Here is a 25730-nt window from a genome sequence, read left to right as displayed (position 1 = left end):
GATCGTGCGGAGGCCGCCCGCACCCGGCCTGGAAACACCCCGTCGCACGCGGCCCGGCCCCTGTCCCTAGAATGCCTCGCATGGCCCATCTCGAAATCACCTGCAGCGTGCAGGTCGCCGCCCTGCCCGAGCAGACCGACCCTGAGCGCGGTCTGCACGCCTACAGCTACACGATCACGATCACCAACGCGGGAGACACCCCCGCACAGCTGATCGGCCGCGAGTGGACGATCACCGACACCGCCGGCGCCGTGCAGGAAGTGCGCGGCCTGGCGGTCGTGGGCCACCAGCCGCTGCTGCAGCCGGGCGAAACCTTCCGCTACAGCTCCTGGGCGCAGATCGCCACGCCGCAGGGCACGATGCGCGGCCGCTACCTGTGCGTGAGCGAGGACGCCGAGGTGTTCTACGCCGACGTCCCCGAATTCCTGCTGGCCGAAGCCAGCCAGCTGCATTGATGGCGGGGCGACTCTTCCAGCATGCCGCAGCGTGGGACCTCACGGCCCTGCTGAACGCCGCGGATCCGAAGGCCTCGCTGCCGGCCCGCAACCTCTGGCTGGCCCGTCTCCTGGAATGGCTGCGCCACGCCCCCACCTCGCGCGAGGACGAACGCGCCGCCGACGCCACGCCCCTGCCCCTGCTGCGCCTGAAGCACCTGCTCAATGTGCTGGAGCGCCATCCCGAGCACCAGGCCGCGGTGCGCGGCGTCATCGCCCGCTGCTGGACGGAGCTCAACGCCATCGGCCTCTTCGCCGACGTCGGCTTCGCGCCGCGCATGGCGCTGTGGGGGGAGGTCTTCCATCGGCTGCGCCTGCGCGTGCTGCCCGGCACCGTCGACACGACCGAGCTGGGCGAGCTCTTCGCGCAGCTCTTCCCGGACAGCGCGGACGAAGCCTGGCTGCGCCGCATCGACGCCCCGCTGCTGGCCCGCCTGCAGGCGCTGATGTTCCCCGCGCAGGACGCCGACGGCTGGCGCGGCCCGATGCGGGACGCCTTCACCGTGCTGATCAGCACCGTGCGTGCCGCGGGGCTGTCCGGCCCGCTGCGACTGCGCATGGGCACCGAGACGCTGGCCGGTCATCCCTTCGCGCAGCTGGCGCGCGCCAGCGAGCAGTTCCTCGACGCCCTGGATGCGCGGGACGACACCGCCCTGCGCCAGGCCCTGCAGCTGCTGCGCGCGCTGCTCGACCAGTGCCGCGGCGCGGTGCAGTCCGTGCCGGAGCACCTCGAGACGTATGGCGTCTCGGTGGACATCATCTTCGACGTCGAGCAGCTCACCGAACGCCTGCGCCGCATCGAGAGCCTGATGGACTGCCTCGTGGCGCCCGAGCCGGCCCCCCGCCTGCTCGCGCTCACGGCCGACCTCGTCCGCGTGACGCATGAGCGGCGCAGCCTGCGCACGCTCTTCGCGCGGCACTACTCGCTGCTGGCCCGCAAGGTGGCCGAGCGCAGCGCCGAGACGGGCGAGCACTACATCACCCGCGACCGCGACGAGTACCGCGGCATGCTGCGGCGTGCCGCCGGCGGCGGCGTCGTCATCGCGGGCACAACCTTCGCGAAGTTCGCCGTGATGGCCCTGGGGCTGAGCGCCTTCTGGGCCGGCTTCTGGGCCGGCGCCAACTACGCGCTGAGCTTCGTCATCATCCATCTGCTGCACTGGACGGTCGCGACCAAGCAGCCCGCCATGACGGCACCGGCCATGGCTCACAAGCTGAGCCAGATCGGCACCGACGAGGGCCTCGCCGGCTTCGTGGACGAGGTGGCCCACCTCGTGCGCTCGCAGGTGGCGGGCATCCTCGGCAACCTCGCCCTGGTGACGCCGCTCGTGCTGCTGGGTCAGGGCGCGGCCTGGCTGCTGGCGGGCGCACCGCTCGTGGGCGCCAAGGACGCGCACTACGTGCTGCACTCGCTGAACGTGCTCGGGCCCTCGTGGCTCTACGCGGCCTTCACGGGCGTGCTGCTGTTCTCGTCCAGCCTCATCGCCGGCTGGGCCGAGAACTGGTTCGTCTTCCACCGCCTGGACAGCGCCATCGCCTGGAACCCGCGCATCGTCGCGCGGCTCGGGCCGGTCCGCGCCCAGGCGTGGGCGGCCTGGTGGCGCCACAACATCTCCGGCATGACGGCCAACATCAGCCTCGGCCTGATGCTGGGCCTGGTGCCGGCACTGCTGCAGTTCGTGGCCCTGCCCGTCGAGGTGCGCCACGTGACGCTGTCCACCGGCCAGCTGGCCGCCGCGGTCGGGGCCCTGGGCCCGGGCATTGCCCTCACGGCGCCGTTCTGGCTCTGCGTGCTGGGCATCGCGGGCACCGGCGTGCTGAACCTGGCCGTGAGCTTCGCGCTGGCCTTCCGCGTGGCCCTGCGCTCGCGCGGCATCCAGCTGGCGGACCGGGCGCGCGTTCGTCGCGCGATCTGGGAGCGGCTGCGCACGTCGCCGCGCAGCTTCTTCCTGCCCCCGGCCGCGCCGCGGGCGTGATCAGCGCGAGCGGTCGTCCTCGGGCGGCAGCTCGCGCTCACCCCGGCGGCGGCCGGAGAACATGGTCCACCAGACGATGAAGATCAGCAGTCCCAGGGCCCCGAGGGCCTCCAGCACAATCACGCCCATGTTGTTCGCTTCCTCTTCCTTCCAGACGGCCCCGGCCGCCCCCGCAGCGGCCTCGCGAGGCCGGCGTTTGCGGAGCCTGCTGGGCGCGGCGATTCTAGGACTGCTGGCCGCGTGCAGCACGACGCCCCTGCCGCCGGCGCCCGTCGTGACGCCCCCCGTGCCCGGCACCGTGCCGCCGGGCGACACGGCGCCCGCCAACGCCCCCGTGCAACTGCGCGAGCGTTCGCGCTGGGTCCAGGCCGCGTGGTCGGACCTGCCCGGCTGGAGCGAGGACAGCACCCTGGCCGTCTGGCCCGCCCTGCTGCGCTCCTGCAGCAAGCCGGCCCCCGGCTGGGCGACGGCCTGCGCCTCGGCCCTCGCCACGGATCCGCAGGACGAGATCGCCCTGCGCGCCTGGTTCCGCGAACAGCTGCAGCCCTGGCGCGTCGAGAGCCTGGAGGGCCAGACCGAGGGCCTGGTGACGGGCTACTTCGAGCCCCTGCTCCAGGCCGCCCGCCGGCCGCAGGGCGCCTTCCGCATCCCCCTGCACGGCGTGCCGCCGGACCTGGCCCAGCGCAAGCCCTTCTTCACCCGGGCCCAGATCGAGGGCGACGCCGCCGTGAAGGCCCGGCTCAAGCCCCTGGAGCTGGCCTACACGGACGACGCGCTCGAGGCGCTGGTCCTGCACATCCAGGGCTCCGGCCGGGTGCAGATGCGGGAGCCCGACGGGCAGACGCGCCTGCTGCGCCTGGCCTTCGCCGGCCACAACGACCAGCCCTACCAGTCCATCGGACGCTACCTGATCGACAAGGGCGAACTGCGCCCCGGCGAGGCCTCCTGGCCGCAGATCCGCGACTGGGCCCGCCGCAACCCGGCCCGCCTGAATGAGCTGCTGTGGGCCAATCCGCGTTACGTCTTCTTCCGCGAGGAGGCGCTGCCGGATCCCGAACTGGGCCCCAAGGGCGCCCAGGGCGTGCCGCTCACGCCGGGCCGCTCCATTGCCGTCGACAAGACCAGCATCCCCTACGGCACGCTCGTCTGGCTGGACACCAGCGAGCCCCTCAGCAGCACGCCGCTGCGCCGGCTCGTGGTGGCGCAGGACACCGGCAGCGCCATCGTCGGCGCGGTGCGGGCGGACTTCTTCTGGGGCTGGGGCCCCGAGGCCGAGGCCCAGGCCGGCCGCATGAAGCAGCCGCTGCGCCTGTGGGTGCTGTGGCCCCGCGTCTGACGTACGCCGCGCGAACTGCCGTCCCCTCTTTCAGCCTCGTTCGTGGCCGCGCACCGTCGTAGCTAGTGCAACACAGCCCCATGGCCCGCGGGGTCTTTGCTTTCGCGCCGGGTCAATCCCCTGTTTGATTGATATCAAGCGCCGCCTCCCGGTCTTCCGATCGGGGCGGCCGCTGCGCAGCGCGGGGCGGAACACAGCCTGCTCGCCGCGTTCAGGGAGTTCCGGACATGGCTGAAGACCAGAGCCCGTCGCCCTCGGTCGGCGAATTGCGCGCCGTCCTTGAGCACGCCCCCGTCGGCGTGCTGGTGGTGAGCCCGGCGCAAGCCCGCATTCTGTACGCCAACCTCGCGCTCGAGCACATGCTGGGCTACGCGGCCGGCGCGCTCGTCGGGCAGACGCTGGCCGGGCTGCTGCCTGAGGTGGTCCGCCCGCACCACGAGAGCTGGATGGCCGCCTTCTTTGCCGACCCGCGCCAGCGCCGCATGGGGGCCGGCCGCGAGCTGCATGCCCTGCACCACGACGGTCACGCCGTTCCTGTCGACATTGCCCTCGCCCCCATGCACCTGGATGGGCAGCTCTGTGCGGCGGCCTACATCTCCGATCTCTCGGTCCGTCGCCAGATGCAGCGCCAGTTCGAGCAGATCTTCGCGGCCATGCCGCAGGGCCTGCTGATTGTCGATCCGCAAGGTCGCATCAAGCTGAGCAATCCGGCCCTGGACGCCCAGTTCGGCTATGCCGCGGGCGACCTGATCGGCCGGCCGCTGGAGGTGCTGCTGCCGGACCGCTACCGCGAAGGGCATGTCCAGCTCCGCGACGGCTACGCCCGCCAGCCCACGCTGCGCCGCATGGGCGCCGGACGCGACCTCACGGCGCTGCACCGCAGCGGCCAGGAGTTCCCCGTCGAGATCGCCCTGACGACGCTGGACATGCCGGATGGCCGCCACGCACTGGCCATGGTCAGCGACATCTCCCTGCGCAAGAAGGCCGAGGCGGCCCTGCGCCAGACCAATGCCCAGCTGGAGGAGTTCACCTACGTGGCTTCGCATGACCTGCGCTCGCCGCTGCGGGGCATCGCCGACCTGCTCAGCTGGATCCGCGAGGACCTGCCCGAGTCCGCGATCACGCCGCCCGTGCTGCAGAACTTCGAGCGCATCAGCACCCGCATCGAGCGCGCCGAACGCATGATCGACGACCTGCTGGACTACGCCCGCGCCGGCCAGCGGGACCAGCGGCTGGACACCGTCGATCCCGGCCCGCTGGTTGACGAGGTGCTGGCCCTGGTGCACCTGCCGCCGGGCTTCCAGGTGGAGGTCGATGTGCAGGGGCAGCCCTTCCCGGCGCCCCAGGCCCCCCTGAGCCTGAGCCTGCGCAACCTGATCGGCAATGCCGTGAAGCACCACGGGGGCACCCAGGGCCGCATCCGGATCCAGATGCGCGAGGAAGGCCGCTTCAACGTCTTCGCGATCGAGGACGACGGCCAGGGCATCCCGGCCGGCGCGGAGGAGCGCATCTTCAAGCTCTTCCACCGCGCCAGCGCCACCACGACGGGTCATGGCGTGGGGTTGGCGGTGACGCGCCGCATGATCAACGCGCACGGCGGCGCCATCGTCGCCAGCCGCAGCCCCACGCTCGGAGGCGCCTGCTTCCGCGTGCACTGGCCGCGGATTGCGCTCAAGGAGGTGGACGATGAATCCTGACACCCTGGCCCCCCCCGCGCCGGCGGCCTCGGCCCTGGCGCCGCCCTTCAGTGTGCTGCTGGTCGACGACGACGACGTCGCCACCGAGGGCGTGCTGCGCAGCTTCCGCAAGCTCGGTGTGCATTGCCAGACCGTGACCGCGGAGGACGGCCTCGTGGCCCTGGAGATCCTGCGCAACCAGCACCCCAGCCGCCGCCTGAGCCCGCCCTATCTCGTGCTCCTGGACCTCAACATGCCCCGCATGGACGGCTTCCAGTTCCTGGAGGTGCTGCGCAAGGACCCGGCGCTCAAGCAGACGGTGGTCTTCGTCCTGACGACGTCCTCCCGCGACGCCGACCGCACCCGCGCCTACAACGAGAACGTGGCCGGCTTCATGGTCAAGTCGGCCGTGGGGCCGCAGTTCTCGCTGCTCGCGAACTTCCTGGACAAGTACGCGGCCTCCGTCCGCCTGCCCTGAGAGAAAGCCCCTGCATGACGCCCCTGCGCGCCCCCTCCCCACCGACCGGCTCCACGCTGGAGGAGATCCACGCCCTGGTGGTGGACGACGACGATGTCGATCGCGAGCGTCTGGCGCGCATGCTGCGGCGCTATCGCCTGCCCATCCACATCGCCGAGGCCTCCTCGAAGTCGGGCGCGCTGAGCGAGCTGCGCGAACGCAAGGTGCGCTTCTCCTTCATCTTCCTGGACTTCAAGCTGGACGACGGCGATGGCCGCGAGCTGCTGCCCGACATCTGGGAGAGCGTGGGGGCGGACTGCGTGGTCGTGGCCGTCACCGGCGGTGGCAGCGAGAAGACGGCCGCCGACGCCATCAAGCTGGGCATCCACGAGTACCTCTCCAAGCTCGATCTCTCGGCCGACAAGGTCAGCAGCGCGATCGACGAAGGCCTGAACTGGATCCAGGTCCAGGCCCGGCTTCGCCAGGCCGAGCAGGACCTGCTGCACAAGAGCCTGCACGACGCGCTCACCGACCTGCCCAACCGGCACGTCTTCTTCGACCGGCTCGAGCAGCTGTGCATGATCCACCGCCGCAAGGCCGACCCCTTCGCCGTGCTGATGCTGGACCTGGACCGATTCAAGGAGGTGAACGACCTGATGGGGCATGCCGTCGGCGACCGGCTGCTGGTCGAGGTGGCCCGGCGCCTGGAGGACAGCGTGCGCGAGGCCGACACCGTGGCCCGGCTCGGGGGTGACGAGTTCGCGATGATCCTGCACGGCGTGCATTCGCTGGAGGTGGCGCAGGCGCTCGGCCTGAAGGTGGTGCGTCTGCTCGAGCAGCCCTTCGCGCTGCAAGGGGACGTACTGAAGGTGGGCGCCTCGGTCGGCATCGCCCTGTGCCCGCAGCATGGCCAGGATCCGAACACGCTGCTGAGCCGCGCCGACAACGCCATGTACCGCGCGAAGAAGGGCTTGGACAAGGCGGTGATCTACGACGCCCTGGAGCCCAAGAGCAGCAACTTCATGGACCGCATGACGTTGCTGGGCGACCTGGAGCTGGCGCTGGACCGCGGCGAGCTGCAGTGGCACTGGCAGCCCAAGATCGACCTGCGGGACGGACGCGTGCTGGGTTTCGAGGCCCTGGCGCGCTGGCAGCATCGCAAGTTCGGGCCGATCGCGCCGGACGTGTTCATCGCCGCCGTCGAGCCCTCGACCCTCCTGCCGCGCTTCACGATGGAGACCTTCGAGCGGGTGCTGGCCCAGCTCGCGCAACTCACGACGCTGGCCCAGGCCGCCGCCCTGCCCGGCGGCACGGACGTCCCCCGGGTGGCCATCAACCTGTCGGCCCGCATGCTGGAGCACGCGGACTTCGTCGAGCAGCTCCTGGCCGTGCTGCAGCGCCACGGCCTGCAGCCGGAACAGCTGACCCTGGAGCTGACCGAGACGGCGCTGATCGCCAACCCGGTGCAGGCCCGGCGCGTCATCGACGCGCTGGCCGCCGAGGGCATCGCGCTGTCCATCGACGACTTCGGGGCGGGCTTCACCTCCTTTGGCTACCTGCGGGAGTTCGCCATCAAGGAGATCAAGATCGACAAGTCCTACATCATCACGCTCGGCCAGAACCAGTTCGACCTGTCCCTGGTGACCAGCCTGGTGGTGTTCTGCCGCGCGCTGGACATCCGCCTCGTCGCCGAGGGCGTGGAGAACGCGGACTGCTGGCAGCGCCTGCTGGACCTGGGCTGTCACTGCGGCCAGGGCTATGGCATCAGCCGCCCCATGCCCTTCGCGGACCTGCCGGGCTGGCTGGAGCGCTGGCAGCAGCGGCACTGAGGCCGCGGCCCGCTCATTCGACGATCTGCACGCCCTTCCAGAAGGCCACGCGCCCCTTGATGGCCGCGAAGGCCTCGTTGGGCTTGGCGTAGAACCACACGGCATCGGGGTTGAACTCGCCGTTCACCAGCAGGCTCAGGTACTGCGCCTGCCCCTTCTCACTGCTGCTGCGGTGGTTGCTGAAGCTCGTGTAGGCCTTGTTCAGCGAGGCCTCGGGGAAGTAGTGGTTGCCGTCGACCAGCACCGTGTCGTTGCTCTCGGCGAGGGTCACGCCGTTCCAGATGGCTTTCATGCCCAGGACTCCCGGATTGAAGATGCCGCGACTATAGGGCGGCCGTCTGCACCGACAATCCACCGGATGTACGAGCCTCTCAAACGCTTCCAGACCTACCGCGGCAAGGACATCCGCATCACCAGTGGCAGCGCCCGCGAGCTGCCCCCTGGCACCTTTGCGGTGCTGGCCATCGGGGGCGGCGCCGAGGGCTGGGGCCTGGCCCACATCGGCCCGGACGGCGACGCCGCGGACCTCGGGGGCGAGTACTACTTTCCCACGCCCGAGGAGGCGCTGGATTTCCTGCACCAGCTCATCGACCTGATGCTGGACGGCGGCGCGCCCGGCGAGGGCTGAGCCCTCCCGGCCTCAGGGCAGGCGGCGCAGGTCCTTGTCGGCCAGCCCGACCAGCAGGGCGCGGCCGTCCGGCATCACGCGGAACTCGCCATAGGCCGCGGTGCGGAACACCGGCTCCTGCCCTTCGGCGAAATACCAGGCGTCGCTGACCAGCGTCCAGCGCCCGTTGACGGGGCTCAGCTCCAGCACCTGCAGGCCCGGCGTGGGCGCATCGTCCGGGCTCAGCAGCCGCGCCGGCCCCAGCACCCCGCGGGCGTCGACCGCCCCTTCCACACGCGGCCGGCGCTGCCAGGGGCCGATGATCCCGTCGACCACGGGCACGGGCGGCAGGGCATAGGCGATGCGCATGTAGTCGCCCTGGATGAGCGAGCGCGGATCCACGGGCGCGAGGCTCACGAAGACCGGGCGGCCCTGCGCGATCAGGGATTCCTTCTGCCAGATCAGCCCGTTCACGAGACCGAGGGCCAGCAGCGCACACAGGGCCACCGCCCGCGCACCCGGGTCGGGCTGCGACGCGGCCGAAGGCGCGGTCGCGCCGGTCCGGTCGCGGGTGAGCCACAGCCAGGCCCCCAGCAGCGCGCCGGCGACGACGAGGATCAGGGCCTTGTCCGTGAGGGGCAGGTCCAGCTGGTAGTAGAAGCTGCCGAGCGCCCACAGGCCCGTCGCGGCGGCGCTCAGCGCCAGCACCCGGCGGCCGCGCACGAGCGCCAGGCTCAGCATCAGCAGACAGGCTCCCAGTGCCGGCAGCACCGAGGCCAGCCCCATCAGCAGCACGGCCGGCAGCCACACGCGCGGCCGGCCAAGCTCGGGCCAGGCCTTCGAGAGCACCGCCTGCGCCAGTCCCGCGGACAGCACCGAGAGCAGCGCCGGCCCCATCCGGTCCGCCGGCCACAGATAGGGGCCAAGCGTGCCGTGGACCTCGCGGGCAAGACCCGACCCCAGCGCCCCCGCCATCATGAAGCTCGGGCCGCACAACCATGCCAGCGCGGGCAGCAAGCCCAGCGCCCAGCCCTGCAGGACCGGCTCCAGCAGCGCCGCTCGCGCCGCCCCGCCCGCCTGCAGGCCCTGGGCATGGACCCAGGCCTGCGCCACGGCCCAGACGCCCAGCGCCAGGTAGATCGCCCACCACAGGGCCACCATGCCCACGCCCCACTGCCCGCCGGGCACCAGGGCCATGCACAGCCACGATCCGGCCATGCCGATGAGCAGGCGCAGCCAGTGGCGCGGCAGGGCGACCAAGAGCCCGCCGCACAGGGCCAGCGAGGCCGTGAGCGCGCCGCGGTAGGGCAGGTCGCGGCCGAAGGCGTAGCCGACGCTGCAAATGCCCAGCAGGAGCAGCGGCAGGGCCAGCTGCTCGAGGAACTGCCCCGCGCGCCCTTGCCGCAGGATGATCAGGGCCGCCGCCAGCAGCGCCCCGCCCACCAGGTAGGCCGTGGGGCCGTGCCGCCAGGCGCGTTCGAAGAAGAGCGCCAGGAAGAACAGCAGCGGGACCACCGCGAGCCAGGCGCCCAGCGCCGACAGCAGCTGGACGGGCCAGGGGCGCCCAGGCGTCGGCAGCCCGGCCTGCGGCGCGAGCAGCCCCTGCTGGCGCGCCTCGTCCATCCAGGCGGGGACCTTCGGTGTCGTCGTCATGGCGTGACCTCCGGCGAGACGGCCGCAGCGCGTGTGCGGCGCAGGATGAGCTGCACGCTCAGCGTCAGGAGGCCGGCGGCCGCCAGCCCCAGCACGAGCAGCGTGCCGAGGGGCTCGCCGTGCTGGCCTTCCAGCATCGCGCGGGCCAGGCCGCACAGCAGCAGGGTGTCCAGCGCCAGCGCCTGGGCGCTCAGCGCATACACCTCCCGCCAGTGCCAGGCCGCTGCCAAGCCGCCGGCCAGCACCGCCAGGCCGAGCCCGAACTGCGGCTGCACCTCCCGTTCGAACAGGCCGCCCAGGGCCGTGGCAGACAGCGAGATCACGCCCAGCAGCACCGCGGCCCGCCAGGCCCACGGCTGCACCCCGGGCGTCGCCGGCTTCAGGGCCATGGCGGCGCACAGCAGGGCCAGTGCCACGAAGCCGCAGGCATGCACCCGCAGCGTGGAGGTCGTGACCGTCCAGCGGAAGCCGACATGGGCATGCATCCACAGGCCGATGGCCGTGACCATGACCAGCACCCAGGGCGTCCACACCAGCTCGCTGCGGGCGCCCCAGCACAGCGGCAGGGCCAGCGCCGCCCACAGCGCGAAGAGCTGCCAGGCGTCGGCACCGGTGGGATAGGTCTGGCCGAACAGCGCCAGCAGGCCGCCCAGGCTGAGCAGCGCCAGCAGGCCGAAGGCCCCGCGCCAGGCCGGGCGCGCCCAGGCGCCCAAAAGCGTGCTCGCCAGCAGGCCCTGCAGCAGGCCGAAGCGGGCCGCGCGGGGCAGCTCGCCCCAGTTGGCCGCCACCCACATCATCACGCCCAGGCCCAGCAGTCCTGCGGCCAGGCCGGCCGCGCCGAGGCGCAGACGCTCAAGCACGTCGCGCGGCGGCTGGTCCAGCCCGCTCAGGGCCCAGAGCTGGCGCGCCTGCGGCGGTGCCAGGTCTTGCTCCGCCGTCCATCGATACAGCTGCTCATGCAGACTCATAGGTGTCCTCCCCTGGCCGGCCGTTTGCGTCGGCCATGCCGGTGCGATGATAGCCAGCTCCCGTCCACCACCTGCCAGGAGACGCCGCATGGGACAGATGATCGAGTTCAGCCGCCCGGACGGGCAGCGCAGCCAGGGCTATCTGGCATCGGCCGCGCCGGGCTCGCCCGGGCTGGTGCTGATCCAGGAATGGTGGGGGCTCAACGACCACATCCGCGCCGTGGCCGACCGCTTCGCCGCCGCCGGCTTCGAGACGCTCGCCCCGGACCTCTACCGCGGCCGTCTCGCGAGCAGCGCCGACGAGGCCAGCCACCTCATGAATGGGCTGGACTTCCCCGATGCCACGCATCAGGACCTGCGCGGAGCCGTGCTGCATCTGGCGGCCCAAGGGCGCAAGGTGGGCACGCTCGGCTTCTGCATGGGAGGTGCGCTCACCGTCGCCGCGGCGGTGCATGTGCCCGAGCTGGGCGCGGCGGTGTGCTTCTACGGGATTCCGCCGGCGGCCTTCGCCGACCCGGCCCGCATCCGCGTGCCCTTCCAGGGCCACTTCGCGACGCGCGACGACTGGTGCACGCCCGCTGCGGCCGCGCAGCTGGCATCGGCGATGCGTGGTGCGGGCCAGGCGCCTGAGTGCCATCACTACGAGGCCGACCACGCCTTCTTCAACGCGGCCCGCCCCGAGGTCTACGACGCGGCCGCCGCGGCGCTGGCCTGGCAGCGCAGCGTCGCCTTCCTGAAGATGCACCTGGCCTGAACCGCTAGCCCTGCAGCGCGCCCAGCAGCAGGCGGGCGCTCGCGACGTTGGTGGCACAGGGCACGTCGTGCACGTCGCAGGCCCGCACGAGGGCGTTGATGTCCGGCTCGTGCGGTTGCGGCGTCATGGGGTCGCGCAGGAAGATCACGGCGTCCACCTCGCCCACGGCCAGGCGGGCCCCGATCTGCAGGTCACCGCCCAGGGGGCCGGAGAGCAGGCACTCGACCGTGAGGCCGCATTCGCGCTGCAGGCGGCCGCCGGTCGTGCCGGTGGCCATCAGCGTGCAGCGGGCGAGGAATCCGCGGAACTCGGTCGCAAGCGCGACCATCTCCTGCTTCTTGCCGTCATGGGCGATCAGGGCCAGCTTCATGCGGCCCATGATAGGGCGCGGCAGTTACAGCGAGATATCGAGAATCGTCTCGGGCACGTCTTCCAGCCAGGCGGAGAGCTGCTGCTGGACGTGATGGGCGGGGCAGGCCTCCGGCAGGTACTCGTCGGCGCCGTCGGCGAGGTCGATGACGATGTCCTCGAACTGGTTGCCGCCCAGCATCAGGATCTTGGTCCGCCACAGGCTCGGGTCCGCCTTGATGCGACGGCACAGCTCCATGCCGTCCACGGGGCCGGGCATGAAGCGGTCCAGCACGACCGCATCCGGGCGGCAGCTGCGGGCCAGGATCTCGGCCGTGGCAGCGTCGGCACATTCCAGGATGTCGACGTCCTCGGTCTCGAGGCTGGCTCGCAACTGCTGGCGGATGTCCGTCCGGGATTCAATGAGCAACAACTGCTTGCGCATCACGCACCTTTCAAAAAGGGGGGTGTCGGGAAACCGGGCGAAGGGTCGCAAAGCACGCAACACCTGACCAAGGGGTTTGTCCTGACGCCGGCCTGATTCCGGTGACGGCGGCCCACGGCGCGCGACAAATGTCACGAACCGGGGGCTCGGTGTTTGCCCGGACCCGCGTCCGCGGGCGGGCGATCCGCGCTCAGACCGCGATGTCGGGCTGCAGGGGCGGCGGCCCGTCGAACCAGGCGCGGAGCTGCTCGGCCACACGCTGGGGGCTGAAGGGCTTGACGAGGTACTCGTCGGCGCCGGCCTGGCGGCCGATCAGCACATCGTTGCGATGGCCGCGGGCGCTGACCATCAGCACCTTGATGGCCGACATCGTCGGGTCGGTCTTGAGGCGCCGGCACAGCTCGAGCCCGTCGAAGGGGCCCGGCATCATGACGTCGAGCACGATCGCATCCGGCATGATCTGCCGCGCGAGGATCTCGCCCGTGGCGGCATCCGCGCACTCGAAGATCTCGAGGTCGTCGTCCTCGAGGGTCATGCGCAGCAACTGGCGGATCTCGGACTGGTCTTCGACGACCAGCAACTTCTTTGTCATGGGCGGGGCTCCGGCTCCCGCTAGGCTAGCGCCGGCGGGCCGCCTCCCGGCGGACACCGGCCGTGCGCGCAGCGCCCCCGCGTGAACTTGTGGGCGCCGTCGGGTGCCTTGTGCGCCCCGTGTGCCTGCCGGGGCCGGCTCAGATCAGGCCGCGGCGTTCCTGGTCCTTCTCGAGCGAGCGGAACAGCGCGCCGAAGTTGCCCTCGCCGAAGCCCAGGTTGTTTGCCCGCTGGATGATCTCGATGAAGATCGGGCCGATGATGTTCTTGGTGAAGATCTGCAGCAGATAGCCCTGCTCGTCGCCGTCCACGAGCACCTGGTGCTGCTGCAGGCGGGCATGGTCCTCGCGCACGCCGGGCACGCGGTCGAAGACCTCGGCGTAGTAGTCGGCATCGATCTCCAGCGTCTCGATGGGGCTGCCCTCGAGCGCGTCCAGCGAGGCCAGGATGTCCCTCGTCAGAAAGGCCAGGTGCTGCACGCCCGGGCCCTTGTACTCGCGCAGGTACTCGGCGATCTGGTCCTTGTCGTCCTTGGGCTGGTTGATGGGGATGCAGAAGGAGCCGTCCGGCGACCGCAGCGCGAAGCTGGTCAGGCCGGTCTTGACGCCCTGGATGTCGAAGTAGCGCACCTCGGTGAAGCCGAAGATGTCCTTGTAGAACGAGGCCCACCGGTCCTGCTCGCCGGGCGGCACGTTGTTGGTCAGGTGATCGACCACGAGGAAGCCCTTGTCCGGCTGGACGAGCGGCTGCTCCAGCGCCACGAAATCGCGCTCGTAGAGGGACAGCGGGGCAGAGGCGGCCTGGTCGGCGCCGATGAAATAGATCACGCTCTCGCCGATGCCCCAGACGGCCGGATAGGCATGGTCCTTCAGGGCGGCCGGCACCTCGACGGCGCCACGGGCCACGGCGGCCTGCAGCGCGGCCTGGGCGTCGTCCACGCGCCAGCCCATCGCGCTGATGGCCGGGCCATGCCGGCGGGCGAACTGGGCCGAGTGGCCGTCCCGCTCGCCGTTGAGCAGGAAATGGATGTCGTTCTGGCGGAAGTAGCTGATGTTCTTCTGCGCATGGCGGCGCAGCTTGGAGAAGCCGAAGGCCCAGAACAGGTCTTCCAGGTGCTGCAGGTCGGGGCCGCAGAACTCGGTGAACTCGATGCCGCGCAGGCCGCAGGGATTGATCTGGCTCATGGGGTCTCCTCTTTTCCTGAAAGAAGCCGTTGGATGGATTGACCCTGATTTTTCTAGGGGCTTAAATTCGAAGAAAGCGAATTTCCTTGTGAAACTCATTCAAGAAAATCGATCATGAAGCTCGACCTGGACGCCCTTGCCGCGCTCGACGCCGTGGTCACCACGGGCAGCTACGCGCAGGCGGCCGAGCACCTGCACAAGGTGACCTCGGCCGTGAGCTACCAGGTCAAGAAGCTGGAGGAGCAGCTGCGCCTGCCGTTGCTGGACCGCAGCGGCTACCGCGTGCGGCTCACGCCGCAAGGCGAGGCCGTGCTGGCCGAGGGGCGGCGCCTGTTGCAGCACGCGCACCAGGTCGAGGCACTCGCGCAGCAGCTCGCCACGGGCTGGGAGCCGCGCCTGCTGGTCGTGGTGGACGGCATCCTGCCGCAGGCGGACACGCTGCAGGCGCTCAAGCAGCTGGCGGACGAAGGCATCCCGACCCGGGTGCAGCTCAAGATTGAGTTCCTGCACGGCGTGCAGTACCGCTTCGAGAAGGACCGCGCCGACCTGATGCTGGTCAAGGAGTACGAGCCCGCCGCCCAGTGCCGCGCGCTGGCGCTGCCGGAGGTCGAATGCGTGCTGTGCGTCGCGCCCGGGCATCCGCTGGCCCGGCAGGGCCGCCCGGCCACGCTGGCGGAGCTGCAGGCCCATGTGGAGCTGAGCGTGCAGGACAGCAGCGAACGCGGCGATGATCGACACATGTTTGGTGGTGAACGCGTCTTCTATCTTTCCGGCTTCATGGCAAAGCGCCAGGCGCTGCTGATGGGCATGGGCTTCGGCTGGATCCCCCGCTACCTGGCGGACGAGCCCCTGGCCAGCGGCGCCCTGCTGGAGCTGGCCTACGAGGGCGGCTCCCGCTACCGCTTCACGCCCTGGCTCGTGCAGCGCCTGGACCGCCCGCTCGGGCGCGCCGGGCAGCGCCTGGTCGAGCTGCTGGCCCCCGCGAGCCGCCCGTCGTCGCCTTCCGGAGCACGCGATGCCTGAACTCAGCCTGCTGCTGCTGGCGGGCGGCGTGTTCGTGCTCAATGCCATGCCGGCCTTCGCGCCGCCGACCTGGATGCTGCTGGCCTTCTACGCCCTGCAGCAGCCCGGCACGGCGCCGCTGGCCATCGCCGGCGTCGCGGCCTGCGCGGCCACGGGCGGGCGGCTGCTGCTGGCGCGCTCGGCCCAGCGCATCAGCGACAGCCGCTGGATGCGGCCGTCCATGCGCGAGAACATGCTCGCCGTGGCCCGCGCCATCGACGGCCACCAGCGCGCCAGCACGCTGGCCTTCCTGGCGTTCGCCATCAGCCCCCTGCCCTCCAACGTGCTGTTCCTGGCCTACGGCCTCGCGCGCGCCCCGCTGCGCCTGCTGGCCTGGCCCTTCTTCGCCGGCCGGTTCGTGAGCTACACGCTGGCCGTGATCGGGGGCAGCTATGCCGGGCGCCAGCTGCAGCTGCAGTTCAGCGGCCTGGCCTCCGGGATCTACTTCGTCGTCAGCCAGTGCCTGCTGCTGCTGGGCGTGTGGCTGTTCACCCGCGTCAACTGGCGGCAGGCCCTCAGCAGCCGCTGGCTGCGCTGGTGGCACTGAGCGGGGCGCCGGCAGAGCGGCACCGGTCCGCCGTCAGGCCGCCCGCTGCCCCAGCCGTCGCAGCTTCTCCTGGTGGGCCTGCGCTTGCGCGGCGCTCATCTGCCCGACCATGCCGATCAGCGTCTCGTGGATCGGCGCGATGCCGACGAAGCCGAGGATGTTGCGCTCCAGCGACTTGAGGCTGTGCGCGCGGAAGTAGTAGCGGTACACCAGCGCCGGCATGCCCATGGTGACCAGCACCCGCGCCGAGCGCCCCTGCAGGCCCTTGCGGCCGAAGGGGTTGCCGCCCTCGGCCTTGAAGGCGAAGCCCGGCCGCGCGACCTGCTCCAGGAAGCCCTTGAGCAGCGCCGGCATCTCGCCCAGCCACAGGGGAAAGACGATGAGCAGGTGCTGCGCCCAGGCGATGTCGTCCTGGGCCTGCCGCAAGCCCTCCGGCAGCGTCCCGTGCTCCCAGTCCTGCTGCGAGCGCAGCAGGGGGAAGTCCAGCCGCGCGACGTCGAGCTGGCGCAGTTCATGGCCCGCTTCGCGCGCGCCCGCGGCATAGGCCTCAGCCAGCGCGTGGCAGAGGTGGGGCGCCCCGGCGTCCGGGTGGCCCTGCAGGATGAGGATGCGTGTCATGAGGCCCTCCGGGGCGAGTGCGGCTGCCCCCAGCATGCCCCGGGATCAGCGGCCGCGACTTGATCTCAAGCAGGCATCGCGCCGGCCCTCAGTCCAGCGTCAGCACCACCTTCACGGTGCTGTCGACCGCGGACTTCTCGATGTAGCCGACGGCTTCGGGGTTCGCCGCCACGAACTTCTTCACGTCGGCCGCGGTGGCCACTTCCTTGGGCGGCGTCGCCTTGCCCGAGAAGGTCAGGCGGGACCACGCGGCCTTCACCTGCGCGGACGTCTTGCCGGCGGCCTTGCTGTAGAACTGATCGCGGGCCGCACTGCCCTCGGGCAGGTCCACGAGCGCCGCCGTGCCGGCGGTGCCGGGCAAGGCGTTGGCACGGCCGAGGAACACGCTCGCCGCGGCCTCGGGCGTCAGGTTGGCCAGGCTGCTCTTCGGGTTGACGATGACCGCCACCTGCGCCTGCGCCGCCAGCGCCAGGAGTCCGCCGGCCAGCAGGCAGGCCACGTTTCTGAAACTCTTTGCATGCACCATCTTCATCTCCTTGTCTTTCACGCGACGGCGGCTCAGAACACCAGGTCCCAGGAGGCCGTCAGGGCGTTGGCATTGCCCGCGAAGGGTTGGGCGCCGTGCTCGCGCACGCGGTCCCACTGCAGCTTCAGCGCACTGCTGGCGTTGAGCTCGTAGCGCACGGCGAGCAGCAGGCTGCGGGTGTCCAGCGCCGAGTAGTCGGCGAGGCGGGCCTTTTCCTTGTACTGGCTGATGCCAACCGTGGGGGTCCAGGGGCCGAAGCGGTGGCCCACGGTGGCGAGGTAGTAGTCGGCGTCGTAGCCGACGGCCGGCCGCTTGGAGCGGCCGAACTCCGAGCGCAGCACCCATTCCCCCGGGTCCGCATTCAGCGCGATGCCGATGAAGGACTGGCGCCCCTTCATCGAGCCATCCGGCAGCGTCCCCCAGCCCTGGCCATGCAGCCCCTGCTGGAAGTCGGAACGGATGTAGCTCAGACGGGCACTGAACCAGTCGTGCTCCAGCTCCGCCACGGCGCCCACGATGCCGGACCAGCGCACGTCCAGCGAATCGTCGCTGACGATCTTGGAGTAGGGGTTCTTCTTGCTCGTCTCACCACCGTAGAGGCCCTCGACGCGCAGGTTCCAGCCGCCCAGCTCGGTGCGCCAGGCGGCGCTCAGGCCGTTGTAGTTGACGACGTCCCAGCCGTAGACGTCCGGGCTCGGCCGGATCGTGTTGTAGGCATAGCCGATGTCCTGGAAGTCCGAATAGAAGTACAGCGGCAGCCGCTTGCGGCCCGCCTGCAGCGTCCAGCTGGGGCTGGGCGTCCAGCTCAGGTAGGCCCACTCGAGGTTGAGGTGCTGGTCCGGCCGCGTGCGCGCCGTGATCTGCGTGGTGGCGGACCAGTCCTTCGTGGGGGTCCAGGTCAGCTGCACGCCGGCCCGCGTCTCCTGCGAGGCGCTCCAGTCCTGCGAATAGACGCCGGCATGCGCCCAGTCGGCGATGTAGCGGGTGCAGTCGGACTGGTAGGACGAGGCCATGCCCGTGTCACTCACACAGGCGCCGGAGCTGCGCCCCACGACCAGCGAGGCGAAGCCCGAGGTCTTCCACTCCTGGGCCTGGGCCGTCGCGCCCAGCAGACCCGCACCCCACAGGCCCAGCAGGGCCGGAACCAGACGCAAACGAACAGTACGCATCGAATCCCCCTTACAACATGGCAGGCGTTCAAGAATGAACCGTCAGGCCTGCGATGCCCGGAAGGGCGCAGCGCAGGCCAGTCGCCCGGTTATAGCCGGGGGCCCTTGCGTGAAGGGGGGGCAAGCCAGACTGCTTTGCTGGGTCGTGGTGCGAGCGCCACCTTCCTGCGCGCTTTGGCGCTCAAGGCGTGCACTTCTGCACGCAATGCCTCGCGGCGGTCAGCGCGGGCTCAGGGCAGCGCCGGGTGACCCAGGCCCCGGTTCATCGCGTTGAACAGCACGCCATCGTCCTGGCTCCACTCCCAGGCGAAGACGCCGGCCAGGCCCTCCTCGCGCACGAAGCGGCCCTTGGCGATCACGGCGCGCGGGTCGTCATAGCCGATCCACAGCTGCAGCCGCGGGTGGTAGATCGCGTAGGACTGGGTGACAGGATCGAAGCGCACCTCGTAGCCGTGCAGGGGCCGCCCTTGCCCATCGAAATAACGCCTTGACAGCGCAGCCCATCCCAGGGACCCCTCGCTGCCCGGGAAGGCGCCGGACTTCGCCGCCCCGTGCGCCGGCTGCGACACGCCGCTGAACCCGCGGCCATACATCGCCACGCCAGCGACGAGCTTGGACCGCGGCACGCCCGCCGCGACGAGGTTCTGCACCGAGGACGCCAGGTCGTCGTCGGAGTCCGGCCCGGAGCCGCGCAGCGCGCTGTGATGCCCAACCCGCTCGGACCAGCCGCCGTGGTAGTCGTAGCTCATCATGAAGACGAGGTCCAGCGCCGGCGCCGCGCGGCGGTAGTCGATGCGCCGGGTGATCTGCCGGATCGGATTGACGGCCACCGTGAGCTGGTAGGGGCGTCCCGTCTCGGCCGTCAGGCGATCCAGCCCCGCGCGCAAGTCCTGCATCAGGTCGGCGAAGCCCTGGCCATCGGCCGGGCTGCCCAGCGCCACGCCGTTGGCGCTGCCGTTGCCGCCCGGGTGCTCCCAGTCGATGTCGAGGCCATCGAAGGACGGATGCTCCCGCAGGAACTGCAAGGCCGAGGCCACGAACACGGCCCGCCGCGGCGCCTCGTTGGCAAAGTGAAAGAAGGGATCCGAGCCGCCCCAGCCGCCCACCGAGGCCAGCACCTTGAGCTGCGGCGCACGCGCCTTGAGCGCGGCAAAGGCCTCATCGAAGCGCGCGTCGACCGGCCCCCAGCCCAGCGCATGGTCGGGTCGGCCGGCGCACCTGGGGCCATCCTTGGGCAGTTGCCCCGGCCCGCAGGCCCGCAGGAAGGCATAGAGCACATGCGTCAGGCTGCCGCCCGGCAGCGCCGCCACACGGCTCACCGGCTCCCAGTTCGCGACGTACAGGCCCAGCACCTTGCCGCTGGTCGGCTCGAAGTCCAGCGCGCCCGGCTTGAACAGGCCGGCCGCCGGCCGCGGAGCCAGCCGGGACGACACCGGCGGCTGCGCCCACGCAGCCGCCACGACGCAAGCCACGAGCAGCAGGCCGACGCTGCGGCAGAGACGGCGGGGCCGGACGAGGTTCAGCATGACATTCCTTCCACACAAGGCCTCGCAGCCTAGCGCATTTCAAATGCCACTTAAATACCAATTAACAGCAAGCTGGAGACGGGCGCGGCGCGCCAGGCCGACGGGCCGACGGGCCGCCCTCAGGGTGCCGCCTGGATCCGCACCTGCAGCTCCCGGCTGCTCACGCCCTCGGCATCGCGGCTGCTGAAGGTGCCGCGCTCGGTGCGCCGCAGCGACCCGCCGCTGCGGGCCAGCGTCACCCATTCGTCCAGCGGCACGAGCGCGGTGGACTCGATCTCCGTGCGCGCGGCCGGCTGGCCGGGCATGCCGTTGCCGGTGGGGGTCAGGTCTTGCGCCCGCAGCGTCACACGCACGGGCTCGCGGCCACCGGGCCAGTGCGGTTCGAGCGTGAAGCCGCGCAGCTGCTCGACATAGCCCTGGCGCAGCTGCGCACGGCCGGCGTCGCGCGGGGCCGTGGCGGGGTCGCCGCCGCCGGCGAGCGGCACGCTGACGTCCACCCACTGCAGGGGCACGAGCTCACCCAGCTGCACGGAGGCCCTGTAACCGTTGAGCACCGTCAGGCGCTGCAGCAGCTGGCCCTGCGAGGCCTGCTGATCGGTGCTGAGCACGACCGCGCCCCGCGGCGAGACCGAGCCCCCCGTGCCCACGACCACCGCGCCGTCCCGCACGCCCGCGACGGCGGCCTGGCTGACGCGGCTGTCGACCCAGCGCAGCTCGACCCACAGGTTGACGCGAGGTTCGGCCGCCCAGGCGGCGGGCACCAGCGCCAGGGCGCCGGCAAGGCAGAGGAGGCTTCGGCGGGGCAGCTTCATGGCGTCAGCATACGCCGCCTGGCCCCCGCCGGAAGTGCCGCTCAGGCGCGCTCGGCTGCCGGCTTGCGTGCCCAGGGGCGCAGCGGCCACAGCAGGTTCAGCGCGAGCCCGCTGAGCACCAGCGCGGCGGCGCCAAGCTTCCAGTCGGGCAGCGGCTCATGCAGATACCAGGCCGCGGTGCTCATGCCGAAGACCGGCACCAGCAGCGCCATCGGCACGATCTGGGAGGCCGGATGGCGCGAGAGCAGCCAGCTCCACACCCCGTAGCCGAACAGCGTATTCGCGAAGGCCTGCCAGGCCACCGAGGCCCAGGCGCCCAGGCTCGCCTGGGCCAGCCCGTCGCCGATGCGGGCCGGGCCCTCGAAGATCAGGGACATGAGGAACAGCGGCGGCGCGGCGAACACGCTGCTCCAGACCACGTAGGCCAGCATGTTCACGCGCCCGGCCTGCTTGCCGACGATGTTGCCGCTGGCCCAGCTGAAGGCCGCCAGCAGGACCATCCCCAGCCCGAGCACGGTGGTGCTGCCGTCCGTGTGGCTGGCGATCACGCCCAGGCCGCAGGCCGCCAGGGCCAGCGCGACCCACTGGAAGCCCCGCACCGGCTCGTGCGTGATGCGTATGGCCAGCAGCAGCGTGAAGAAGACCTGCGTCTGGATCACGAGCGAGGCCAGCCCCGGCGAGATCTGCGAGCCCATCGCGAGGTAAAGCAGGCCGAACTGCCCCACCCCCACGAGCGCACCATAGGCCGCGAGATTGCGCCAGCGCACGTCCGGACGGGGCAGGAAGAAGATGGCCGGCAACACCGCCAGCGAGAAGCGCAGCGCCGCAAAGAGCAGCGGCGGGAAGGCATTGAGCCCGAGGCGGATCACGACGAAGTTGCTGCCCCAGATGGCCACGACGGCCAGGGCCAGCAGGAAGTGACGAAGGGGAAGTCTGCCGGAAGCACTCAAGGGACGCCTCGCAAGCGCGGCTGCGCAAAGGGATGGAGCCTAGCAGGCGGCCCGGTGCGCCGCCGCCGCAGGGCCTCGGAGATCGCACGGGACGGCTCGATTCCCCCATAAGGGGGTCTGATCCCGTGCAGCGACTGGGCACAATCGCGCGTCGCGCTCCCGGGCGCCTCCCCAGCCATGCCCACCGTCCGCAAGGGCCGGCGGCCTAACAGGAAGTTGAATGAAAGAACTCGTCTACCCCAAGGAACGCACCCTGGGCCTGATCACCCTGGTGCTGGGCGTCATCGTCTGGCTGGGGCTCATCGTCGGGACCTTCGGCACCGCGCTGATCGGCCTGCTGTTCGCGTTCCTGGTCTATGTCTTCGCGCAGTCGGCGCTGATCTCCTACATCAAGGGCAACGGCGTCGAGCTGACGGCCAACCAGTTCCCGGACCTCTGGGACCAGTTCGAGGACTGCTGCCGCCGCCTGGACATGCCCAAGCTGCCGCGCGCCTACGTGCTCAACGGCGACGGCATGCTCAATGCCTTCGCCACGCGCTTCCTGGGCACCCAGTACGTCGTGCTGCTGAGCGGCACGCTGGAGGCCATGGCGCAGCATGAGGACGGCGTGCGCTTCTACCTGGGGCACGAGCTCGGCCATCTGCGCATGAAGCACCTGCAGGGTCAGGTCTTGCGCTGGCCGGTGCTGTGGCTGCCGCTGCTGGGCGCCGCCTACTCGCGAGCCCGCGAGTACACCTGCGACCTCCACGGCGCCGCCTGCTGCAAGACGCCCGAAGGCGCGGCCCGCGCGCTGGCCGCGCTGGCGGCCGGCTCGCAGCGCTGGCGTGACCTCAACCTGCCGAGCTACCTGAAGCAGCTGCGCGAGACGCGCGGCTTCTGGATGTCCTTCCATGAGCTCTGCGCCGCCTACCCCTGGCACACCAAGCGCGTCGCCCGCGTCCTGCCGGACGCCAAGGTGCCCTCGCGCAATCCGCTGGCCTACCTGCTGGCCGTGTTCGTGCCCTATGCCGGTCGACTCGGCGCCGGCTTCGGCCTGCTGATGCTGGTCTACATCGTCGGCGTGCTGGCGGCCATCGCCCTTCCGGCGTACCAGGAGTACCAGCTGCGCTCCAAGGCCGTGACGCTGCTGATGGACTCGGCGCCCGCCCGCCAGGCGCTCTCGACCTACTACAAGGACCAGGAGACCATCCCGGACAGCCTGGAGCAGCTGGGCATCAGCGACACCCTGCCCACCGGCCAGCGCATGAGCCTCAACGGCGAGAACATGACGCTGTCCCTTCCCCTGGGCAAGGGCACGCTGGACCTGGTGCCCCAGGTGCAGAAGGACGGCAGCCTGCTGTGGGTCTGCGAGACCAGCGGCGAGCTGACGCTGAAGAAGCTGCCGATGAACTGCGAGCACGGCATTCCCTGACACGAGGGACGATCGCCAAGACAAAGGGGGCCTCGGCCCCCTTTTTTCATGGCGCGGCGGGACTCAGCTCGCGCGCTGCTCCAGCACGAAGTTCGCGCCGTCGTACTGGCCGAGGTGTTCGACGAGATAGGGCAGGCACTCCTGCAGCTCCTCGTGCAGGGTGAAGGGCGGGTTGGCCACGAACATGCCGCTGCCCAGCATGCCGAAGCCGCGCTCGTCCGGCTGGGTGACGGTCAGGCGGACATGCAGCCAGCCCTTCTTGGCGGAGGCGTCGGCCGTGGCCTTGAGGCGCGTGGCCAGCTGGGCCGACTCCAGGGACTGCAGCTGCGGGTACCAGATCATGTAGACGCCGTCTGCAAAGCGCTGCAGGCCCTCGCGCAGCGCGGCCAGCACCTTGCCGTAGTCCGTCTTGATCTCGTAGGGCGGGTCCATCAGCACCGCCCCGCGGCGCGAGGGCGGCGGCAGCTCGCCCTTGAGCGAGGCGAAGCCGTCCTTGTCGGACACCTGCGTGTTGGGGCGCTCCGCCAGGTAGCTGGCGAGGATGCGGTGGTCCGTCGGGTGCAGCTCGTAGACACGCAGGCGGTCGGCCTCGCGCATCAGCAGGTTGGCAATGGCCGGCGAGCCCGGGTACTGGCGCAGCTGCCCGTCGGGATTGAAGTCCTTGACCAGCTGCACATAGGCCGCGAGGGCCTCCGGCAGGTCCTTGCGGTCCCAGAGGCGGGAGATGCCGGTGCCGTACTCGGCGTTCTTCTGGGCATAGCGGCCCTCGACGGAGTAGCCGCCGGCGCCGGCGTGGGTGTCCACGAGGGTGTAGGGCTTGTCCTTTTCGCCCAGGTAGCGCAGGACCCGGGCCAGCACCAGGTGTTTGAGGACGTCGGCATGGTTGCCGGCATGGAAGGCGTGTCGATAGGCGAGCATGTGCGCACTGTAGCAAGCGGCTCGCGCGTCACCTAGCACAGCGGCGCCGGGGCTGCAGCCCGTGCGCCCAAGTCCGGGCGGGGCGCCACGCTGTCGCCGGGGTGGCAGGCGGGCCGAGGCCAGCTTGGCTACGCTAGCGTCACTTTCCTGATCTCGCGGCCCCGTGCCGCCCCTGAAGCCCCATGCCCCAACTCTTCGATCCCCTCCGCGTCGGCGACCTCGAGCTTGCCAACCGCATCGTCATGGCGCCGCTGACCCGCAGCCGCTCGGTCGGCCTGAAGCCCGGCCCGCTGGCCGTCGAGTACTACCGCCAGCGCGCGAATGCCGGTCTCATCATCACCGAGGGCGCCCAGATCAGCCCCGAGGGCCAGGGCTACCTGGACACCCCGGGCATCTACAGCCCCGAGCAGGTCGAGGCCTGGAAGCGGGTCACCGACGCCGTGCACGCCGAGGGCGGCAAGATTGCCGTGCAGCTGTGGCATGTGGGCCGCATCTCCCATGCCGACTTCCAGCCGAACGGCGGCGCACCGGTGTCGTCCACGGCCCGCCACATCGAGGCCAAGACCTTCACGTCGCGCGGCCTCGAGACCGTCACCCCGGCCCGCGCCCTGCGCACCGACGAGATCCCCGGTGTCGTGGCCAGCTACGCCCATGCCGCGCGCTGCGCCATGGAGGCCGGCTTCGATGCCGTCGAGGTGCACGGCGCCAACGGCTACCTGATCGACCAGTTCCTGCGCGACAGCATCAATGACCGCACCGATGCCTACGGCGGCTCGATCGAGAACCGGGCGCGCTTCCTCGTCGAGGTCATGACGGCGGTGAGCCAGGCCATCGGCGCCGGGCGCACCGGCCTGCGCCTGAGCCCCGTCACGCCTGTGAACGACGCCGGCCAGGACAGCCAGGCCCAGGCGCTGTTCAACCATGCGGTCGAGCAGCTGGCCCCGCTGAACCTGGCCTTCCTGCACGTGATCGAGGGACAGACGGGAGGTGCCCGGGACATCGCCCCCTTCGACTACGACGCCCTGCGCCAGCGCTTCAAGGGCGCCTGGATGGTCAACAACGGCTACAGCCGCGACATGGCCATGCAGGCCGTGGCGAACGGCCAGGCCGATCTGGTGGCCTTCGGCCGCGACTACATCAGCAATCCGGACCTCGTGCGCCGTCTGCGCCTGAACGCCGAGCTTGCCCCGGTGGAGCGCGCCACGCTGTACGGCGGCGGCGCCAAGGGCTACACGGACTACCCGGCCCTCGCCTGAGCCCGGGCGCGGCGCGGGTCAGTCGCGCCGCCGCCTCGCCCGGAACAGCTCCGCGATGTTGACCTCGCGGGGCCCCGGCACCAGCGCGAAGGCCTCGCCGGCCTGCAGGGTGCCGGGCGTGAGCACCGCCAGGTAGAAGCCGCACCAGCCGCTCTGGCTCATCAGCTTCGCCGCCTGGTTGAAGCCCATCACGGCATTGAACTTGAAGCAGGGTTGGCGCGGCTCGCTCACGGCCAGCTCGCAGTCCGGGAAGCGCAGGACGTCCCCCACCCAGACGTCCTGCTCCACGAGCCCGTCCAGCGTCAGGTTCTCGCCCAGCGCGCCCGGGGCCAGCGGCTCGTCCCACCCGGCCGCCTTCGCCTGCGCCCGCACCGTCTGCCAGAAGGCGTAGTGCGCCTGCGGATAGGCATAGATCGCCTTGCTCAGGCCGCCGTGCACACTGAGATCCGCCTGCTCGTCTCCTTCCAGCCCCAGCGGCGCCACGGCAATGCGCCCCTCGCGCGGCGCCTTGCGGATGCCGCTGGCATGGGAGCGGCCGTCGATCAGCAGGGAGTGGACGCGGCCGGTGTTGAGCGAATTCAGGCGCATGGCAGAAGCGGAAGTGGGCCAGGGTGCCG

At 70.9% G+C, this 25730-nt stretch carries 28 protein-coding genes; 12 read left to right on the top strand and 16 right to left on the bottom strand.

Features of this window, described 5'->3' with window-relative positions; all coding sequences use genetic code 11:
- The first annotated feature begins 80 nt into the window (after nucleotides 1–80).
- Nucleotides 81–455 carry a Co2+/Mg2+ efflux protein ApaG gene (apaG, locus tag QRD43_RS22080; RefSeq protein WP_285984683.1) on the top strand — a complete coding sequence of 125 codons (375 nt, stop codon included), beginning with the start codon at nucleotides 81–83 and terminating at the stop codon, nucleotides 453–455.
- Nucleotides 455–2470 carry a site-specific recombinase gene (locus QRD43_RS22075; protein ID WP_285984682.1) on the top strand — a complete coding sequence of 672 codons (2016 nt, stop codon included), beginning with the start codon at nucleotides 455–457 and terminating at the stop codon, nucleotides 2468–2470. The genes apaG and QRD43_RS22075 overlap by 1 nt, the downstream gene beginning before the upstream one ends.
- On the opposite strand, the gene QRD43_RS22070 is transcribed toward QRD43_RS22075, so the two are convergent.
- Entirely contained in the window at nucleotides 2471–2599 is a 129-nt protein-coding gene (locus tag QRD43_RS22070; RefSeq protein WP_285984681.1) for a hypothetical protein, read from the bottom strand.
- On the opposite strand from QRD43_RS22070, the gene mltA reads away from it, so the two are divergent.
- The 4 genes from mltA to QRD43_RS22050 all read left to right on the top strand — a co-directional run bounded on the left by mltA (nucleotide 2598) and on the right by QRD43_RS22050 (nucleotide 7768).
- Complete coding sequence (gene mltA / locus QRD43_RS22065) at nucleotides 2598–3806, top strand: murein transglycosylase A (protein WP_285984680.1); 1209 nt, start codon at nucleotides 2598–2600, stop codon at nucleotides 3804–3806. The two genes, QRD43_RS22070 and mltA, sit on opposite strands and share 2 nt — an antisense overlap.
- Before the next feature lie 227 nt (nucleotides 3807–4033).
- Nucleotides 4034–5503: a sensor histidine kinase gene (locus tag QRD43_RS22060; RefSeq protein ID WP_285984679.1), complete on the top strand. Its 1470-nt coding sequence runs from the start codon at nucleotides 4034–4036 to the stop codon at nucleotides 5501–5503.
- Nucleotides 5493–5960, top strand: a complete 468-nt coding sequence (locus tag QRD43_RS22055) for a response regulator (RefSeq protein ID WP_285984678.1) — start codon at nucleotides 5493–5495, stop codon at nucleotides 5958–5960. Before QRD43_RS22060 ends, QRD43_RS22055 begins: the two co-directional genes overlap by 11 nt.
- Nucleotides 5961–5974: 14 nt before the next feature.
- A complete protein-coding gene (locus QRD43_RS22050) occupies nucleotides 5975–7768 on the top strand; it encodes a putative bifunctional diguanylate cyclase/phosphodiesterase (protein ID WP_285984677.1) in 1794 nt (597 codons plus the stop codon).
- Nucleotides 7769–7781: 13 nt separating this feature from the next.
- On the opposite strand, the gene QRD43_RS22045 is transcribed toward QRD43_RS22050, so the two are convergent.
- Nucleotides 7782–8060: a DUF427 domain-containing protein gene (locus QRD43_RS22045; protein WP_285984676.1), complete on the bottom strand. Its 279-nt coding sequence runs from the start codon at nucleotides 8058–8060 to the stop codon at nucleotides 7782–7784.
- A 66-nt stretch (nucleotides 8061–8126) separates the two neighbouring features.
- On the opposite strand from QRD43_RS22045, the gene QRD43_RS22040 reads away from it, so the two are divergent.
- Nucleotides 8127–8396 (top strand): hypothetical protein, encoded by a 270-nt coding sequence (locus tag QRD43_RS22040; RefSeq protein WP_285984675.1) that lies wholly within the window; start codon nucleotides 8127–8129, stop codon nucleotides 8394–8396.
- 12 nt (nucleotides 8397–8408) lie between these two features.
- Here QRD43_RS22040 and QRD43_RS22035 read toward each other — a convergent pair whose 3' ends face one another.
- Nucleotides 8409–10028 (bottom strand): GDYXXLXY domain-containing protein, encoded by a 1620-nt coding sequence (locus QRD43_RS22035; protein WP_285984674.1) that lies wholly within the window; start codon nucleotides 10026–10028, stop codon nucleotides 8409–8411.
- Nucleotides 10025–10996 carry a DUF2157 domain-containing protein gene (locus QRD43_RS22030; protein WP_285984673.1) on the bottom strand — a complete coding sequence of 324 codons (972 nt, stop codon included), beginning with the start codon at nucleotides 10994–10996 and terminating at the stop codon, nucleotides 10025–10027. Before QRD43_RS22030 ends, QRD43_RS22035 begins: the two co-directional genes overlap by 4 nt.
- A gap of 88 nt (nucleotides 10997–11084) precedes the next feature.
- On the opposite strand from QRD43_RS22030, the gene QRD43_RS22025 reads away from it, so the two are divergent.
- Nucleotides 11085–11750 carry a dienelactone hydrolase family protein gene (locus QRD43_RS22025; RefSeq protein WP_285984672.1) on the top strand — a complete coding sequence of 222 codons (666 nt, stop codon included), beginning with the start codon at nucleotides 11085–11087 and terminating at the stop codon, nucleotides 11748–11750.
- Nucleotides 11751–11754: 4 nt separating this feature from the next.
- Here the strand turns inward: QRD43_RS22025 and QRD43_RS22020 are convergent, their stop codons facing one another.
- The 4 genes from QRD43_RS22020 to hppD form a co-directional block, all read right to left on the bottom strand.
- On the bottom strand, nucleotides 11755–12129 hold the full coding sequence (locus QRD43_RS22020) for a methylglyoxal synthase (protein WP_285984671.1): 375 nt from the start codon (nucleotides 12127–12129) through the stop codon (nucleotides 11755–11757).
- A 15-nt stretch (nucleotides 12130–12144) separates the two neighbouring features.
- Entirely contained in the window at nucleotides 12145–12543 is a 399-nt protein-coding gene (locus QRD43_RS22015) for a response regulator transcription factor (RefSeq protein ID WP_285984670.1), read from the bottom strand.
- A 190-nt stretch (nucleotides 12544–12733) separates the two neighbouring features.
- Entirely contained in the window at nucleotides 12734–13135 is a 402-nt protein-coding gene (locus QRD43_RS22010) for a response regulator transcription factor (protein ID WP_285984669.1), read from the bottom strand.
- Between the two features lie 139 nt (nucleotides 13136–13274).
- A complete protein-coding gene (gene hppD / locus QRD43_RS22005) occupies nucleotides 13275–14318 on the bottom strand; it encodes a 4-hydroxyphenylpyruvate dioxygenase (RefSeq protein ID WP_285984668.1) in 1044 nt (347 codons plus the stop codon).
- A gap of 114 nt (nucleotides 14319–14432) precedes the next feature.
- Here hppD and QRD43_RS22000 point away from each other — a divergent pair, with 114 nt between their 5' ends.
- Nucleotides 14433–15341: a LysR family transcriptional regulator gene (locus tag QRD43_RS22000; RefSeq protein WP_285984667.1), complete on the top strand. Its 909-nt coding sequence runs from the start codon at nucleotides 14433–14435 to the stop codon at nucleotides 15339–15341.
- Nucleotides 15334–15927 carry a hypothetical protein gene (locus tag QRD43_RS21995; RefSeq protein WP_285984666.1) on the top strand — a complete coding sequence of 198 codons (594 nt, stop codon included), beginning with the start codon at nucleotides 15334–15336 and terminating at the stop codon, nucleotides 15925–15927. Before QRD43_RS22000 ends, QRD43_RS21995 begins: the two co-directional genes overlap by 8 nt.
- Before the next feature lie 33 nt (nucleotides 15928–15960).
- Here QRD43_RS21995 and QRD43_RS21990 read toward each other — a convergent pair whose 3' ends face one another.
- From QRD43_RS21990 to QRD43_RS21965, 6 genes are all read right to left on the bottom strand, one after another.
- Nucleotides 15961–16545, bottom strand: a complete 585-nt coding sequence (locus tag QRD43_RS21990) for an NAD(P)H-dependent oxidoreductase (RefSeq protein WP_285984665.1) — start codon at nucleotides 16543–16545, stop codon at nucleotides 15961–15963.
- Nucleotides 16546–16633: 88 nt separating this feature from the next.
- Nucleotides 16634–17071, bottom strand: a complete 438-nt coding sequence (locus QRD43_RS21985) for a type 2 periplasmic-binding domain-containing protein (protein WP_285984664.1) — start codon at nucleotides 17069–17071, stop codon at nucleotides 16634–16636.
- 32 nt (nucleotides 17072–17103) lie between these two features.
- Nucleotides 17104–18240: a TonB-dependent receptor gene (locus QRD43_RS21980; protein ID WP_285984663.1), complete on the bottom strand. Its 1137-nt coding sequence runs from the start codon at nucleotides 18238–18240 to the stop codon at nucleotides 17104–17106.
- Nucleotides 18241–18470: 230 nt separating this feature from the next.
- On the bottom strand, nucleotides 18471–19766 hold the full coding sequence (locus QRD43_RS21975) for a glycoside hydrolase family 18 protein (protein ID WP_285984662.1): 1296 nt from the start codon (nucleotides 19764–19766) through the stop codon (nucleotides 18471–18473).
- A 119-nt stretch (nucleotides 19767–19885) separates the two neighbouring features.
- Entirely contained in the window at nucleotides 19886–20578 is a 693-nt protein-coding gene (locus tag QRD43_RS21970; protein WP_285984661.1) for a hypothetical protein, read from the bottom strand.
- A 41-nt stretch (nucleotides 20579–20619) separates the two neighbouring features.
- Nucleotides 20620–21528, bottom strand: coding sequence for an EamA family transporter (locus QRD43_RS21965; protein WP_285984660.1), 909 nt, complete (start codon nucleotides 21526–21528; stop codon nucleotides 20620–20622).
- Nucleotides 21529–21748: 220 nt separating this feature from the next.
- Here QRD43_RS21965 and QRD43_RS21960 point away from each other — a divergent pair, with 220 nt between their 5' ends.
- Complete coding sequence (locus QRD43_RS21960; RefSeq protein ID WP_285984659.1) at nucleotides 21749–22939, top strand: M48 family metalloprotease; 1191 nt, start codon at nucleotides 21749–21751, stop codon at nucleotides 22937–22939.
- Nucleotides 22940–23002: 63 nt separating this feature from the next.
- On the opposite strand, the gene QRD43_RS21955 is transcribed toward QRD43_RS21960, so the two are convergent.
- A complete protein-coding gene (locus QRD43_RS21955) occupies nucleotides 23003–23857 on the bottom strand; it encodes a 23S rRNA (adenine(2030)-N(6))-methyltransferase RlmJ (RefSeq protein ID WP_285984658.1) in 855 nt (284 codons plus the stop codon).
- Nucleotides 23858–24039: 182 nt separating this feature from the next.
- Here QRD43_RS21955 and QRD43_RS21950 point away from each other — a divergent pair, with 182 nt between their 5' ends.
- Nucleotides 24040–25113 carry an alkene reductase gene (locus QRD43_RS21950; RefSeq protein ID WP_285984657.1) on the top strand — a complete coding sequence of 358 codons (1074 nt, stop codon included), beginning with the start codon at nucleotides 24040–24042 and terminating at the stop codon, nucleotides 25111–25113.
- Between the two features lie 18 nt (nucleotides 25114–25131).
- Here the strand turns inward: QRD43_RS21950 and QRD43_RS21945 are convergent, their stop codons facing one another.
- Entirely contained in the window at nucleotides 25132–25701 is a 570-nt protein-coding gene (locus QRD43_RS21945; protein ID WP_285984656.1) for an MOSC domain-containing protein, read from the bottom strand.
- Between the last annotated feature and the right edge of the window lie 29 nt (nucleotides 25702–25730).

Source organism: Roseateles subflavus (genome assembly GCF_030285365.1).
Classification (GTDB): Bacteria; Pseudomonadota; Gammaproteobacteria; order Burkholderiales; family Burkholderiaceae_C; genus Roseateles_B; species Roseateles_B subflavus.
Note: the sequence above shows the minus strand (reverse complement) of the source record. Positions and strands in the feature narration are given on the sequence as shown.